We start from the raw sequence: 14,518 nt of genomic DNA, 5'->3' as shown, positions 1-14,518 counted from the left end.
CATCCGTTAGCCTGGAGTTCTATACATGCATCCCCGCGTTCTTGAGGTCACCGAACGGCTTATCGCCCGCAGCCGCGCCACCCGCCAGGCCTACCTTGCGCTCATTCGTGGCGCCGCCAGCGACGGTCCGATGCGCGGCAAGCTGCAGTGCGCCAATTTTGCCCATGGCGTGGCCGGTTGCGGCACCGAGGACAAAAACAGCCTGCGCATGATGAATGCCGCCAACGTGGCAATTGTTTCTTCATATAACGACATGCTCTCGGCGCATCAGCCGTACGAACATTTCCCTGAACAGATCAAAAAAGCCCTGCGCGAAGTCGGCTCGGTCGGCCAGTTCGCCGGCGGCACCCCGGCCATGTGCGACGGCGTGACCCAGGGCGAGCCGGGCATGGAACTGAGCCTGCTCAGCCGTGAAGTCATCGCCATGTCCACGGCGGTAGCGCTGTCCCATAACATGTTCGACGCCGCGCTGATGCTGGGCATCTGCGACAAGATCGTCCCCGGCCTGATGATGGGCGCGCTGCGCTACGGTCACCTGCCGATGATCTTTGTGCCCGGCGGGCCGATGCCGTCAGGTATCTCCAACAAGCAGAAGGCCGATGTGCGCCAGCGCTACGCCGAAGGCAAGGCCAGCCGTGAAGAGCTGCTGGAGTCGGAGATGAAGTCCTACCACAGCCCCGGCACCTGCACCTTCTACGGCACCGCCAACACCAACCAACTGTTGATGGAAGTCATGGGCCTGCACCTGCCGGGTGCCTCGTTCGTCAACCCGTACACGCCGCTGCGTGATGCATTGACCCGCGAGGCCGCGCACCAGGTCACGCGCCTGACCAAGGCCAACGGCAACTTCACGCCGATCGGCGAGATTGTCGACGAAAAATCCATCGTCAACTCCATCGTCGCCCTCAACGCCACGGGCGGGTCCACCAACCACACCCTGCACATGCCGGCCATCGCCATGTCGGCGGGCATCATCCTGACCTGGCAGGACATGGCCGACCTCTCCGAGGTGGTGCCGACCCTGTCTCACGTCTACCCGAACGGCAAGGCCGACATCAACCACTTCCAGGCGGCGGGCGGCATGTCGTTCCTGATCCGTGAACTGCTCGAAGCCGGCCTGCTCCACGAAGACGTCAACACCGTGGCGGGCAAGGGCTTGAGCCGTTACACCCAGGAGCCGTTCCTGGTCGACGGCGAACTGATCTGGCGCGACGGCCCCATCGAAAGCCTCGACGAAACCATCCTGCGTCCCGTGGCCCGTGCATTTTCGCCCGAAGGCGGCTTGCGTGTGATGGAAGGCAACCTGGGCCGTGGCGTGATGAAAGTGTCTGCGGTCGCACCGGAGCATCAGGTGGTCGAAGCCCCGGCGGTGGTGTTCCAGGATCAACAGGACCTGGCCGATGCCTTCAAGGCGGGCCTGCTGGAAAAAGACTTCGTTGCGGTGATGCGCTTCCAGGGCCCGCGTTCCAACGGCATGCCCGAATTGCACAAGATGACCCCGTTCCTCGGCGTGTTGCAGGACCGTGGTTTCAAAGTGGCGTTGGTAACAGACGGGCGCATGTCCGGCGCCTCGGGTAAGATTCCCGCCGCGATCCACGTCAACCCCGAAGCCCAGAGCGGCGGGCCGCTGGCGCGGGTCCAGGATGGCGATATCATTCGCGTCGATGGCGTCACCGGCACCCTGGAGCTTAAGGTGGACGCCGACGTATTTGCAGCGCGTACGCCTGCCACTGGCCTGTTGGGCAATAACGTGGGCGCCGGTCGCGAGTTGTTTGCATTCATGCGCTTGGCCGCAAGCTCCGCAGAGCAGGGCGCCAGCGCCTTTACCTCTGCCTTGGAGACGCTTAAGTGAAGTTAGCGCTGGTCGGTGATATCGGGGGTACCAACGCCCGTTTTGCGTTGTGGCGGGATCAGGCATTGCATTCGATTCGTGTGCATGCCACGGCGGACTACGCCAGCCCTGAAGACGCGATCAGGTTCTATCTGGCCGAAGAAGGCTTGAATATCGGCGATATCGGCGCAGTTTGCCTGTCGGTGGCCGGGCCGGTGAGCGGCGATGAATTCAAGTTCACCAACAATCACTGGCGCCTGAGCAAGACCGCGTTTTGCCAGGCGTTGCAGGTGGATGAATTGCTGTTGGTCAATGACTTCTCGGCCATGGCCCTGGGCATGACCCGCCTGCAGCCCGACGAATTCCGCGTGGTGTGCGAAGGCACCCCGGAGCCGTTGCGTCCGGCGGTGGTGATCGGCCCGGGCACCGGCCTGGGCGTCGGCACCCTGCTGGACCTGGGCGCAGGACGGTTTGCGGCATTGCCGGGGGAGGGCGGCCATGTCGACCTGCCCTTGAGCAGCCCGCGCGAAACCCAGTTGTGGCAGCACATCCACAGCGAGATCGGCCATGTCAGCGCCGAAACCGCCTTGAGCGGCGGCGGTTTGCCGCGCCTGTACCGGGCGATCTGTGCGGTGGACGGCCACACACCGGTGCTGGACACGCCCGAGGCCATCACGGCGGCGGGCCTGGCCGGCGATCCGGTGGCGATGGAAGTCCTGGACCAGTTCAGCATCTGGCTGGGCCGGGTGGCGGGCAACAACGTGCTGACCACCGGCGGGCGTGGTGGCGTGTACATCGTGGGCGGGGTGATACCGAGGTTTGCCGACTTCTTTATCAACAGCGGTTTTGCCAGGAGCTTTGCCGACAAGGGCTGCATGAGCCACTACTTCAAAGGCATTCCGGTATGGTTGGTGACGGCACCGTATTCCGGGTTGACCGGGGCGGGTGTGGCGCTTGAGCAGGCATTTGCTTAGGCTGTGAGGGCCTTATCGGGGGCAAGCCCCCTCCCACATTTGAAGGTATTCACAAATCGATAGGTGGGAGGGGGCTTGCCCCCGATGAGGCCCTCAAGAACACCCACAACAACAAGGAGGACCCCGTGAGCGTAATCAGTAAATCGATTCTCCTCGTCGATGACGACCAGGAAATCCGCGAATTGCTGCAGACCTACCTCAGTCGCGCCGGCTTCCAGGTCCGTGGCGTGGCCGATGGCGCGGGGTTTCGCCAGGCGATGAGCGAGGCGCCGTGCGACCTGGTGATCCTCGATGTGATGTTGCCGGATGAAGACGGTTTCAGCCTCTGCCGCTGGGTTCGTCAGCACCCGCGCCAGGCGCAGGTGCCGATCATCATGCTCACCGCCAGTTCCGACGAAGCCGATCGCGTGATCGGCCTGGAGCTGGGCGCCGATGACTATATCGGCAAGCCGTTCAGCCCCCGCGAGTTGCAGGCGCGGATCAAGGCGCTGCTGCGTCGCTGCCAGTTCGGCCAGGAGCGCAGCAGTGGCGGCGAGGTGCTGGTGTTCGACGAATGGCGCCTGGATACGGTCAGCCATCGCCTGTTTCACGTGGACGGCGAAGAGGTGATCCTCTCCGGTGCCGACTTTGCCTTGCTCAAGCTGTTTCTCGACCACCCGCAACAGATCCTCGACCGCGACACCATCGGCAACGCCACCCGTGGCCGCGACCTGATGCCGTTGGACCGTATCGTCGACATGGCCGTCAGCCGCCTGCGCCAACGCCTGCGCGATACCGAGAAACCTCCGCGGCTGATCCGCACCGTGCGCGGCAGCGGCTATCAACTGGCAGCCAGCGTGGTTGCCGGCAATGCCCACTGAACACCTGAGCGAACGCCGCCGCCGTTTTCCCGTGCCCCGCTCGCTGCTGGGGCGCATGTTGCTGCTGACCTTGCTCGCCGTGTTGTTCGCCCAGGCGCTGTCCAGCGTGATCTGGGTCTCGCAGCTGCGTGCCACGCAGTTGGAAGGCCTGGTCACCAGCGCCCGTAGCCTGGCGCATTCGATGACCGCCAGCGTGAGTTACTTCCGTTCATTGCCGGTGGCCTATCGCCCGCTGGTGCTCGACCAGTTGCGCAGCATGGGCGGCACGCGTTTTGTGGTGACCCTCAATGATCGTCCGCTGGACATGCAGGTATTGCCCGAAACCCCGCGCAAGCAGGCGGTGCTGGTGGCTGTGGACGACGTGTTGCGCCAGACCCTCGGCGCCGATGTGCACATCTCGGTGGAGTTCGTCAGCGCCGAAGACCTGCGCATCTTCAATGCCGGCCTCAAGCTCGACGAACTGCCGCGCTCCTGGGCCCACTACGCGCTGACCCTGGAGCCGGTCAACCCGCCGGTGCTGGTCACCCAGATCCAGCTGGCGCAGGGTGAATGGCTGTACATCGCCTCGCTGTTGCCCGAACCCTACACCAGCCTGGAAGAGCAGGGCCTGCCGGCCCAGCAGGTGTGGTTTATTGTGTTGACCAGCGGTTTCCTGCTGCTGTTTATCGGCCTGCTGGTGCATTGGCAAAGCCGACCGCTCAAGCGCCTGGCGCGGGCGGCGCGGGATATGTCCCTGGGCGCGGACGTGGAGCCGGTGGCTGAAGGCGGCGGCAGTGAAGTGGTGGAAGTGGGGCGTGCGTTCAATGCCATGCGTGAGCGCATCAGCCGCTACCTGACCGAGCGCAGCCAGTTGTTCAGCGCCATCTCCCACGACCTGCGCACACCCATCACGCGCCTGCGCCTGCGCGTGGAACTGCTCGACGATGAGAACCTGCAGACCAAGTTCGGGCGTGACCTGGATGAGCTGGAATTGCTGGTCAAGGGCGCGCTGCAGTGCGTGAAAGACACCGATATCCACGAGAACATCCAGCCGGTGGACCTCAACCACGTACTTGAATGTCTGGTGGAGCCATACCTCGCGCCCAACGGCAACGGGCGCGTGACCCAGCACGGGCAGGCCCTGACCACCTACCCGGGCAAGCCGCTGGCGCTCAAGCGCTGCATCGGCAACCTGATCGACAATGCGCTGAAATACGGACAAAACGCCCATTTGCACATCGAGGACGATGGCGCCGAGTTCATCCTGCACGTGGACGACGAAGGCCCCGGCGTGCCGGAACAGCGCCTGGAGCAAGTGTTCGAGCCCCACTTTCGCCTGGCCGGGCAGCAGCAGGGCTATGGGCTGGGGTTGGGCATTGCGCGCAACATTGCCCACAGCCATGGGGGCGAAGTGAGTTTGCAGAACCTGCGCGAAGGCGGCCTGCGCGTCACCCTGCAGCTGCCCCGCGGCCTTGACTGAACATACGCAGGACCAAATGTGGGAGGGGGCTTGCCCCCGATGGCGGTGGGTCAGCCACACATTGGCTGACCCACCGCCATCGGGGGCAAGCCCCCTCCCACATTTTGATCTTCATCAGGTCAGATGCTTTGGCGCAGCCTGGCCAGGTCTCTAAGTGGCGGCGCACCAAACAACCGGCTGTACTCCCGGCTGAACTGCGACGGGCTCTCATACCCTACCCGATACCCCGCCGCCGAGGCCTCCAGCCCTTCGGCAATCATCAGTCGCCGAGCTTCCTGCAGGCGCAGTTGTTTCTGGTATTGCAGCGGGCTCATGGCGGTGATCGCCTTGAAACGGTGGTGCAGGGTCGAGACACTCAGGTTCACTTCCCGGGCCAGGTCATCGATGCGCAGCGGCTGTTCGTAGTTGCCGTTCAACCACTTGATCGCCTGGCTCACCCGATGGCTCTGGCTGTTGGCGACGGCAATTTCGTACAGGCGATAGCCTTGGGGGCCACGCAGCAAGCGGTAGAGAATTTCGCGGTTGATCAGCGGTGCGAGCATCGCGATATCTTTGGGTGTGTCCAGCAGGCGCGTCAGGCGCAGCACGGCGTCGAGCAGTTGATTGTCGATGCGATCGACGTACATGCCACGGGAGGTAGGCCGCGACGGCACGCCCATCGGGCCGGCTTCGGCAATCAATGCGGTGAGTTGGGCCGGGTCGATATTGATGCGCACCGACAGGTTGGGGTCTTCCGGCGTGGCCTCGATAATCCGCCCGGCCACCGGCATGGCCACCGAGAACACCAGATAGTTGAGCGGGTCATAGGCGAAGATTTCGTCGGCCAGGCGCACTTCCTTGCTGCCACTGGCCAGGATGCACAATGCCGGCTCCACCAGCACCGGCATGAAGTCGCGCGGCGTGTTGTGGCGGTTCAGGTACAGCGAGGTGATCGCCGTGCCGTAGGAACCGTCTTCCCAGGTATGGCGGTGCACGATGCTGGCCAGTTCGGCACGCTGCTTTTCCATCTCGGCATCGAGGGGAGTGGGCTTGAGGTCGGGCGACGGCATGGGACGTCCTCTACACGCGAATTTGATGGGCTCAGCTTAGCGGTGGGTTTTTAAAAGTGTTACGTCGATTCTGCACAATCCTTGCCTGATCCTGCGGCCTGTCGTGAATCAGGCAAGCAAAGCGGCTGTCATCTCCCTGAAACAAGCCGTTAGGGCGTGGAATAAAACGCCAGCTCAAACGTCCTGCCTACGCTTTTCGCAGGATTGTGCAATAAGCCGGCAGGAATCGACTAACCGCGCCGACACCGGCGCCGCTATCTTTGATCCTGTGGCAACACGCCCTCACAGTGCTTGCCGAGCATCACTTCTCAACGGGAGAGTCGAACATGTCCACCCCCATTCCCGCGAGCCATATGGCCTTTATCCGTGCCCGTAACGGGTGCAGCACCGAGCTGGGTGCACGCTTGAGCAGTTTGATCGAACCGGGCCGACAGGCTCAGGGTTGCCTGCAATTTTCGTTGCAGCATTCCCAGGTCGACCCCGATGTGTGGTTGGTCACGGGTTTATGGAGCAGCGAGCAGGCGATGAGCGCCTACTTCAATTCCCCGGCCCTGATGATCTTCACCGAGTTGTTGAACGACATGGTCGTGCGCAGCATGGACTTCCAGACCTTCACCGACGCATCCGCCGTCAACGCCTACGGCGAGTACCTGCAACTGGCCGGTTAGGGGTTAGAATGGCCGACTTTTCATTGGCCAGGACCTGCAACATGGCACGTAAACAGTTTGCCCACCACGAAGCCGTTTCCGCCGTCGTACCGGGGGAGAGTGGCTACAGCGCCGCCGTTGCCGTCAAGGCACTCGATGGCATGGGCGCTCCGCGATTTCACAAGATCCTGGAAGGTCAGACCTTCAAGACTGCGTCCGATGCCGATGATGCGGCGGCGGCGCGCCTTGAGTATCTGGTCGATGTGGACGCGGAAGGCCAGCTGATTTGGGACTGAATGTGGGAGGGGGCTTGCCCCCGATAGCGGTTTGTCAGCCAGCAAATTTGCAACTGATACATAGTCATCGGGGGCAAGCCCCCTCCCACATTTGATTGCATTTCAGTCAGGGTTTTGTGGCGCCTGGTCGGTACATCTTGAACAGCGCCTCCGGCCCCAGCTGGAAGTAATCCGCCGGGCCACCCCCGCGCAGAATCGGCTCGGCGGCGGCCGTGTCGTAGATTCCATCCTTGAGCAGCCACTTGGCAATATGCACCGCGACCACTTCGCCCAGCACCAGCCAGCTGGGGACCAATTGCTGGTCAGCGCGTTGCAGCTGGATGATCTGCGTCACCTTGCATTCGAACGACACCGGGCTCTCGCCCACCCGCGGTACGCCGACGACTTTCGAAGCCACCGGCGTCAGGCCGGCCAGTTCGAATTCATTCACGTCCGGCGAAACAGCCGCGCAACTCTGGTTCATCTGCTCGGCCAGCGGGCGGGTCGCCAGGTTCCACACAAACTCGCCGGTCTGCTCGATATTGTTCAGGCTGTCTTTACGCCCGACGCTGGAAAACCCGATGATCGGCGGGACGTAGTTGAACGCGTTGAAGAAACTGTAAGGCGCCAGGTTCAGGCGACCTTCGCGGTCGTGTGACGAGATCCAGCCGATCGGGCGCGGGCCGACGATGGCATTGAACGGATCATGGGGCAGGCCGTGGCCGTTGGCGGGTTCGTAGAAGTGGATATCGTCGGACATAGCCTGTCTGCTCTCAATTCTGGAGCCCACATCATATCCAATGTGGGAGGGGGCTTGCCCCCGATATCGGTGGTTCAGTCACTGTATAGATGACCGATACACCGCCATCGGGGGCAAGCCCCCTCCCACATTTTTAGTCCGTGGTGATCCTGGAATGCTTGCGGGTGTCCTTCATGGTCACATACACCAGCAACGACACCGCAATACACGCGGTCACGTACCAGTAGTAGCCGGTCTCCATGCCGATGCTCTTGAACCACAGGGCGATGTATTCAGCGGTACCGCCGAAGATTGACACGGTCAGGGCATACGGCAGGCCCACGCCGAGGGCGCGGATTTCGGTCGGGAACAGCTCGGCCTTGACCACCGCATTGATCGAGGTATAGCCGCTGACGATGATCAGCGCGGCCATGATCAGGAAGAACGCGCCCCACCAGGTCTGGATGGTGTGCAGGGTGGTGAGGATAGGCACGGTGAACAGCGTACCGAGGACGCCGAAGGCGATCAGGATCGGGCGCCGGCCGATCTTGTCCGACAGCCCGCCCACCAGGGGTTGCAGGCACATGAACAGGAACAGCGTCGCCGCCGAAATGGTGGTGGAATCGGAGATGCTCATGCCGACGGTGTTCACCAGGTATTTCTGCATGTAGGTGGTGTAGGTGTAGAACGCCAGGGTGCCGCCCATGGTCAGGCCGACTACGGTGAGCAGTTCCTTGGGGTGGCGCATCAAGGTGCGCATCGCGCTTTCCTTGGCTTTTTCCTTCTTGGTGAACGACTCGGTCTCTTCCATGCCGCGACGCAGATACAGCGCCACCACTGCACACAGGGCGCCGATGGCGAACGGGATACGCCAGCCCCAGGCATACAGCTGTTCGGTGGTCAGGGTTTGCTGCAGCACGATCAGCACGCCCAGCGCGATGAGCTGGCCGGAGATCAGGGTGACGTACTGGAAGCTGGAATAGAAACCACGACGTTCCTTGGTCGCCATCTCGCTGAGGTACGTGGCGGAGGTGCCGTATTCGCCACCCACCGACAGCCCCTGCAGCAAGCGGGCGAATACCAGCAGGATGGGCGCACCGATACCGATGAGCTCATAACTGGGGCTCAGGGCAATCAGCAGTGAGCCGAAGCACATCAGGTAGACCGAGGCCATCAAGGCTTTCTTACGCCCGACTTTGTCGGCGTACAGGCCCATCAGCCAACCGCCGATAGGGCGCATCAGAAAGCCCACGGCGAAGATCGCGGCGGTGTTGAGCAATTGGGCGGTGGTGTCGCCTTTGGGGAAGAAGGTCTTGGCGAAGTACAGCGAGAAGGCGGCATAGACGTACCAGTCATACCACTCGACCATGTTGCCGACGGAGCCGCTGAAGATCGATTTGATCCGGCTGGAGGTCGTGCGTTCTTTCGCCGGCGCAGCCGCCGACCCCAGAGGCAAGGTATTGGAGTTATCCATTGAAGGATCCTTCATCTAGTTGTTTTTATGAAGCGTGCTTGAGCACTGCCTGGCTTGGGCTATAGCAGAAGCTGTGCCAGGTGGATGAAGGCCCGGGATAGAAGGGTTTCAAGATTTTTTTGAGCGGAAAGTTGCTGATGGTTTTGGGGTAATGAGCGGAAATCCGCTTATGGCTGCGGGCCTCATCGGGGGCAAGCCCCCTCCCACACTTGAATTTGTTCACAAATCAAAATGTGGGAGGGGGCTTGCCCCCGATACCGATCGGAAGGCCGCTAGAGAAACATCTCCCTTGCCAACCCATGCCGCTGCATCTTTTCATTGAAGGTGCGGCGCGGCAGTTGCAGCTCGGCGAGCACCGCCTTGATATCGCCTTTATGCCGGGCCAGCGCAGCTTTCAGGCAATGCGCCTCGAAGGCTTCCTGTTGCGCCGCCAACGATTGCCCGGCCTCGACACCTTCAGGTTCTGGCTCTCCAAGCCCCAGTACCTGGCGCTCGGCGACGTTCGCCAGCTCACGCACGTTGCCCGGCCAGTCATGACTGAGCAGGCGCCCCAATTGCAGCCCGCTCAAGGGCTCGACCTGGCGGCCCAAGCGCTCGGCAGCGCTTTGCGCAAAATGCTCATACAGCAGCGGAATATCTTCGCGCCGCTCGCGCAGCGCCGGCAGGCGCAGTTGCGCGACGTTCAGGCGATACGCCAGGTCTTCGCGAAACCGCCCGGCACGGGCCTCTTCCAGCAGGTCCGGCTTGGTGGCGGCAATGATGCGCAAATCCACCTGGATGCTTTGATTGGAGCCCAACCGCTCCAGCTTCTGCTCCTGCAGCACCCGCAACAATTTCACCTGTTGGGCCAGGGGCATGCTTTCGATTTCATCGAGGAACAGCGTGCCGCCGTGGGCATACTCCAGCTTGCCGATACGCTTGCCCTGGGCGCCGGTGAACGCGCCGCTTTCATGGCCGAACAACTCGGCCTCGAACAGTTGCTCGGGAATGGCCGCGCAATTGAGCGCGACAAACGGCTTCTTCGCCCGTGGGCCGAAATCATGCAGGCAGCGGGCGACCAGTTCCTTGCCGCTGCCGGTCTCGCCACGGATCAACACATTGACCGGCAGCGTGGCCAGGTCCAGCACCTGACGGCGCAGGTTCTGCAGACTGCGGGACACACCCAGCAGGCTGGATTCGAGCTGGGCGCGATGGTCGGCCTGCTGATGCAGGCGGCGGTTTTCCAGGACCAGGCCACGTTTGTCGAGCGCTCGACGCAGGCTATTGAGCAGGGTATCCGGGCTGAAGGGTTTTTCCAGGAAGTCGTAGGCACCATCGCGCATGGCGTCGACGGCCATGGGGACATCGCCATGGCCGGTGAGCAGGATGACCGGCAGGTCGGCATCGCGGCGCTGGACTTCGGCCAGCAACTCCAGGCCGCTGAGACCGGGCATGCGCACATCGCTCAGGATCACGCCGGGGAAGTCCCTGGGCAACTGCGCCAGGCATTCTTCGGCACGGCTGAACAACTGCACCTCGAAACCCGACAGGCTCAACCATTGTTCGACGGCCGTACGAATGCTGGCTTCGTCATCGACCACAATCACCGCATTCAACATAGATCGGGCGTCTCCAGCGCGACAGGCAAGGTCAAGGTAAACACTGCGCCGTCGCCCCGGTTGCCGGCGATCAGGCGTCCGCCCAGTTCGTGCACGATAGCGTAGGACACCGCCAACCCCAAGCCGAGCCCGTCGCCCACTGGTTTGGTGGTGAAGAAGGGGTCGAAGACGTTGTTCAAGTGTTCTTCGGCAATCCCGCCACCGCTGTCGCTGACGCTTAACTGCCAGAGCTGTTGGTCGGCATGCAAACGGATTTCCAGGCGTTTGCGCGGCCTGTCGACCATGGCATCCAGGGCGTTGCGCAGCAGGTTGATCAATACTTGTTCGAGGCGAATCGCGTCGCCGCGTACCCAGGCAGGGCGGGTCAGGTCCAGCGCCAGGCCGATATGTTCATCGCGCAGGCGCGCGTCGAGCAGGTGCAGGGACTGGTCGACCACGGTGGCCAGGTCCAGGCGTTCGCGCAGGCCGCTGGGGCTTTTGCGGGCGAAGGTCTTGAGGTGGCCCGTCAGCGCCGCCATGCGCGTGAGCATGTCATCCAGCGGTGTGAGTGCCTTGTAGGCATCGTCCACGCGGCCGTGGTCGAGCAACAGCCGCAGCGTCGCCAATTGCATGCGTTGCGCGGTCAGCGGTTGGTTGATTTCGTGGGCAAGAGCAGCGGACATCTGCCCCAGCGCCGCCAGTTTGGCCGACTGCACCAGGCCATCCTGGGCGGTGCGCAGGGCCTGGGTGCGCTCCTCGACCAATTGCTCAAGCTCTTCGCGGCTGCGTTGACGCAGGCGCGCCAGGCGCCAACGCTGGCTCAGGAACAGCACAAGAAACACCAGGGCCAGCCACGAACCGGCGGCGGCAAGGCCGGCGTTGCGCTGGTCTTCCAGCGGGAACTGGGGTTTGCGCAGCAGGTGCAGGGTCCAGCCTTCGGACTTGAGCGGCAGCGACTCCCAGATGTAGTTGGCGCTGCCGTCGGGGCCGTTGACGCGCATCAAGTGGCTGTTGTCGTCGAAGCGTTGCAGGGTGCGGGTCTCCAGCGGCTGCAGTTGCTTCTTGTCGTATTGACGGGTGGCCTTGAGTTCAGCCAGGTCGCTCTCTGACAACGGCCGCAGGTTGCGATAGCGCCAGCCCGGCTGGTTGGCGATAAACACAATGCCGCGTGCATCGCTGACCAGCAGCAAGTCATTGCCCTGGGCCCATTCGCGCTCCAGCTCGGGAAACTCCAGCTTGACCACCATGGCGCCAAGGAACTGCTCGTGCTCATCGACCACCGCGCTGGAAAGGAAGTAGCCCGGGATCCCGGTGGTCACCCCCACGGCATAAAAGCGCCCGGTGCCCTGGCTCAGGGTCTGGCTGAAATAAGGCCGAAATGCGTAGTTGTGTCCCACATAACTGCTGGGCAGTTTCCAGTTGCTGGCGGCGATGGCCAGGCCGGTGCGGTCCATCAATTCCAGGGTGGACGACTGCGCGGCGCTGTTGATGCGCTCCAGTTTGCGGTTGAGCAGGTCCTGGGTGCCGGCATCCAGCGGGCCCTTCAAGGCGTTGATCATCTCCGAGTCCAGGGCCAGCACGGCGGGCAGGGCGCGGTAGCGTTCGATCAGGGTGTGCAGCGAGTTGGCATACAGCGCGAGCTGCTGGTTGGCGCGAGCGGCATCGTCCACCAGGGCCTGGCGTTCGGCATGGCGCGTGGCCAGGGCGGCAGCCAGCACGGCACCGGCGATGATCAGCAGGGAATAGAACGTCAGGCGCAGGGGGCGAGGGATCGCGATCATACGATGATGAACAGGCCGGTAAGGGGCGAGCACCATACCATGAGCCATTGGGTAGTGCAGTGAGGGGGCTTGTGTGGGAGGGAGCAAGCCCCCTCCCACATTTGACTGCACTCATCAAAAAAAAAGGCGACTGGGCCTTGGGGCCGCAGTCGCCTTTATCCTTGGAGGGAGGTGCTTACTGCACTTCCACCGCCAGGCTCTCACTGATCTTCTTCTGCCAGATGGCAGGGCCGGTGATGTGTACCGACTCGCCGTTGCTGTCCACCGCAACGGTAACCGGCATGTCCTTCACGTCGAACTCGTAGATCGCTTCCATGCCCAGTTCGGCGAAAGCGACGACGCGCGATTGCTTGATGGCTTGGGCCACCAGGTAAGCGGCACCGCCTACGGCCATCAGGTAGACGGCCTTGTGGTCCTTGATCGCTTCGATAGCGGTCGGGCCGCGCTCGGATTTGCCGATCATGCCCAACAGGCCGGTCTGTTCGAGGATCTGACGGGTGAACTTGTCCATTCGCGTCGCGGTGGTCGGGCCTGCCGGGCCAACCACTTCTTCGCGCACCGGATCAACCGGGCCGACGTAGTAGATGAAGCGACCCTTGAGGTCCACCGGCAGGGTCTCGCCCTTGTTCAGCATCTCGACCATGCGCTTGTGCGCGGCGTCGCGGCCGGTGAGCATCTTGCCGTTGAGCAACACGGTTTCGCCCGGCTTCCAGCTCTGCACTTCTTCCGGAGTCAGGGTATCGAGGTTGACGCGACGGGCCGATGGGCCGGCTTCCCAGACGATCTCCGGGTAGGCGTCCAACGATGGCGCTTCCAGCGATGCCGGGCCCGAACCGTCGAGCACGAAATGCGCATGGCGGGTGGCGGCGCAGTTGGGGATCATGCACACCGGCAGGGAAGCGGCGTGAGTCGGGTAGTCCATGATCTTCACGTCGAGCACGGTGGTCAGGCCACCCAGGCCCTGGGCGCCGATGCCCAGTTGGTTGACCTTCTCGAACAGCTCCAGGCGCATCTCTTCGATACGGTTCTGCGGGCCGCGCTTCTTCAGTTCATGGATGTCGATGGATTCCATCAACACTTCCTTGGCCATCACCGCGGCTTTCTCGGCCGTGCCGCCGATGCCGATGCCGAGCATGCCCGGTGGGCACCAGCCGGCGCCCATGGTCGGAACGGTCTTGAGCACCCAGTCGACGATCGAGTCGGACGGGTTGAGCATCGCCATTTTCGACTTGTTTTCGGAACCACCGCCCTTGGCGGCCACGTCCACTTCCACGGTGTTACCCGGGACGATGGAGTAGTGGATCACCGCCGGGGTGTTGTCCTTGGTGTTTTTGCGCGCACCTGCCGGGTCGGCGAGGATGGATGCGCGCAGGACGTTTTCCGGCAGGTTGTAGGCGCGACGCACGCCTTCGTTGATCATGTCGTCCAGGCCCATGGTGGCGCCATCCCAACGTACGTCCATGCCCACGCGCACGAACACGGTGACGATGCCGGTGTCCTGGCAGATCGGGCGATGGCCGGTGGCGCACATGCGCGAGTTGATCAGGATCTGGGCGATGGAGTCACGGGCCGCCGGCGATTCTTCGCGCAGGTAGGCCTCGTGCATCGCCTGGATGAAATCAACCGGGTGGTAGTAGGAAATGAATTGCAGGGCGTCGGCAACGCTCTGAATCAGGTCGTCTTGCTTGATCACGGTCATGAGTCGCGCTCCTCTATAAGGGAACATTCAATAAAGGTGGCTTCAGTGTTGCATCGGTCGGCTGAAGCCACCTTCCACAGGCACGCCATTGGTGCAGGCGCGACGCTAAAAAGGCGCGGCAGTATAACCCGTGGCGGTGGCCGATACACCCGA

Annotated in this window: 12 protein-coding genes; 6 read left to right on the top strand and 6 right to left on the bottom strand. The window is 62.7% G+C overall.

Annotated features, from left to right (window positions below; all coding sequences use genetic code 11):
- The first annotated feature begins 25 nt into the window (after positions 1-25).
- The 4 genes from edd (at position 26) to BOP93_RS21510 (ending at position 5,124) form a co-directional block, all read left to right on the top strand.
- Entirely contained in the window at positions 26-1,852 is a 1,827-nt protein-coding gene (gene edd, locus BOP93_RS21525) for a phosphogluconate dehydratase (RefSeq protein ID WP_104504586.1), read from the top strand.
- Positions 1,849-2,805 (top strand): glucokinase, encoded by a 957-nt coding sequence (locus BOP93_RS21520; protein WP_104504585.1) that lies wholly within the window; start codon positions 1,849-1,851, stop codon positions 2,803-2,805. The genes edd and BOP93_RS21520 overlap by 4 nt, the downstream gene beginning before the upstream one ends.
- Before the next feature lie 125 nt (positions 2,806-2,930).
- The gene (locus tag BOP93_RS21515) at positions 2,931-3,665 is read left to right on the top strand and encodes a response regulator (RefSeq protein WP_065887566.1); all 735 of its coding nucleotides are present in this window, start codon (positions 2,931-2,933) and stop codon (positions 3,663-3,665) included.
- Positions 3,655-5,124, top strand: a complete 1,470-nt coding sequence (locus BOP93_RS21510) for an ATP-binding protein (protein ID WP_104504584.1) — start codon at positions 3,655-3,657, stop codon at positions 5,122-5,124. The genes BOP93_RS21515 and BOP93_RS21510 overlap by 11 nt, the downstream gene beginning before the upstream one ends.
- Before the next feature lie 119 nt (positions 5,125-5,243).
- Here BOP93_RS21510 and BOP93_RS21505 read toward each other — a convergent pair whose 3' ends face one another.
- Positions 5,244-6,173 (bottom strand): AraC family transcriptional regulator, encoded by a 930-nt coding sequence (locus tag BOP93_RS21505; protein WP_065895103.1) that lies wholly within the window; start codon positions 6,171-6,173, stop codon positions 5,244-5,246.
- 326 nt (positions 6,174-6,499) lie between these two features.
- Between BOP93_RS21505 and BOP93_RS21500 the strand changes: the two genes are divergently transcribed.
- Positions 6,500-6,841, top strand: coding sequence for a putative quinol monooxygenase (locus tag BOP93_RS21500; protein WP_065887569.1), 342 nt, complete (start codon positions 6,500-6,502; stop codon positions 6,839-6,841).
- A 41-nt stretch (positions 6,842-6,882) separates the two neighbouring features.
- Positions 6,883-7,116, top strand: a complete 234-nt coding sequence (locus BOP93_RS21495) for a hypothetical protein (RefSeq protein WP_104504583.1) — start codon at positions 6,883-6,885, stop codon at positions 7,114-7,116.
- A 106-nt stretch (positions 7,117-7,222) separates the two neighbouring features.
- Here the strand turns inward: BOP93_RS21495 and BOP93_RS21490 are convergent, their stop codons facing one another.
- The 5 genes from BOP93_RS21490 to BOP93_RS21470 all read right to left on the bottom strand — a co-directional run bounded on the left by BOP93_RS21490 (position 7,223) and on the right by BOP93_RS21470 (position 14,365).
- Positions 7,223-7,855, bottom strand: a complete 633-nt coding sequence (locus tag BOP93_RS21490) for a flavin reductase family protein (RefSeq protein WP_104504582.1) — start codon at positions 7,853-7,855, stop codon at positions 7,223-7,225.
- A 133-nt stretch (positions 7,856-7,988) separates the two neighbouring features.
- Positions 7,989-9,308, bottom strand: coding sequence for an MFS transporter (locus tag BOP93_RS21485; RefSeq protein ID WP_057723872.1), 1,320 nt, complete (start codon positions 9,306-9,308; stop codon positions 7,989-7,991).
- A gap of 272 nt (positions 9,309-9,580) precedes the next feature.
- Positions 9,581-10,906 (bottom strand): sigma-54-dependent transcriptional regulator, encoded by a 1,326-nt coding sequence (locus BOP93_RS21480; RefSeq protein ID WP_104504581.1) that lies wholly within the window; start codon positions 10,904-10,906, stop codon positions 9,581-9,583.
- Entirely contained in the window at positions 10,900-12,666 is a 1,767-nt protein-coding gene (locus BOP93_RS21475) for an ATP-binding protein (RefSeq protein ID WP_104504580.1), read from the bottom strand. The genes BOP93_RS21480 and BOP93_RS21475 overlap by 7 nt, the downstream gene beginning before the upstream one ends.
- Before the next feature lie 175 nt (positions 12,667-12,841).
- Positions 12,842-14,365: a fumarate hydratase gene (locus tag BOP93_RS21470; protein WP_104504579.1), complete on the bottom strand. Its 1,524-nt coding sequence runs from the start codon at positions 14,363-14,365 to the stop codon at positions 12,842-12,844.
- Between the last annotated feature and the right edge of the window lie 153 nt (positions 14,366-14,518).

The sequence above is a fragment of the Pseudomonas orientalis genome, from assembly GCF_002934065.1.
In the GTDB taxonomy this organism is placed as follows: Bacteria; Pseudomonadota; Gammaproteobacteria; order Pseudomonadales; family Pseudomonadaceae; genus Aquipseudomonas; species Aquipseudomonas orientalis_A.
This window is presented reverse-complemented; position numbering and strand designations above follow the sequence as displayed.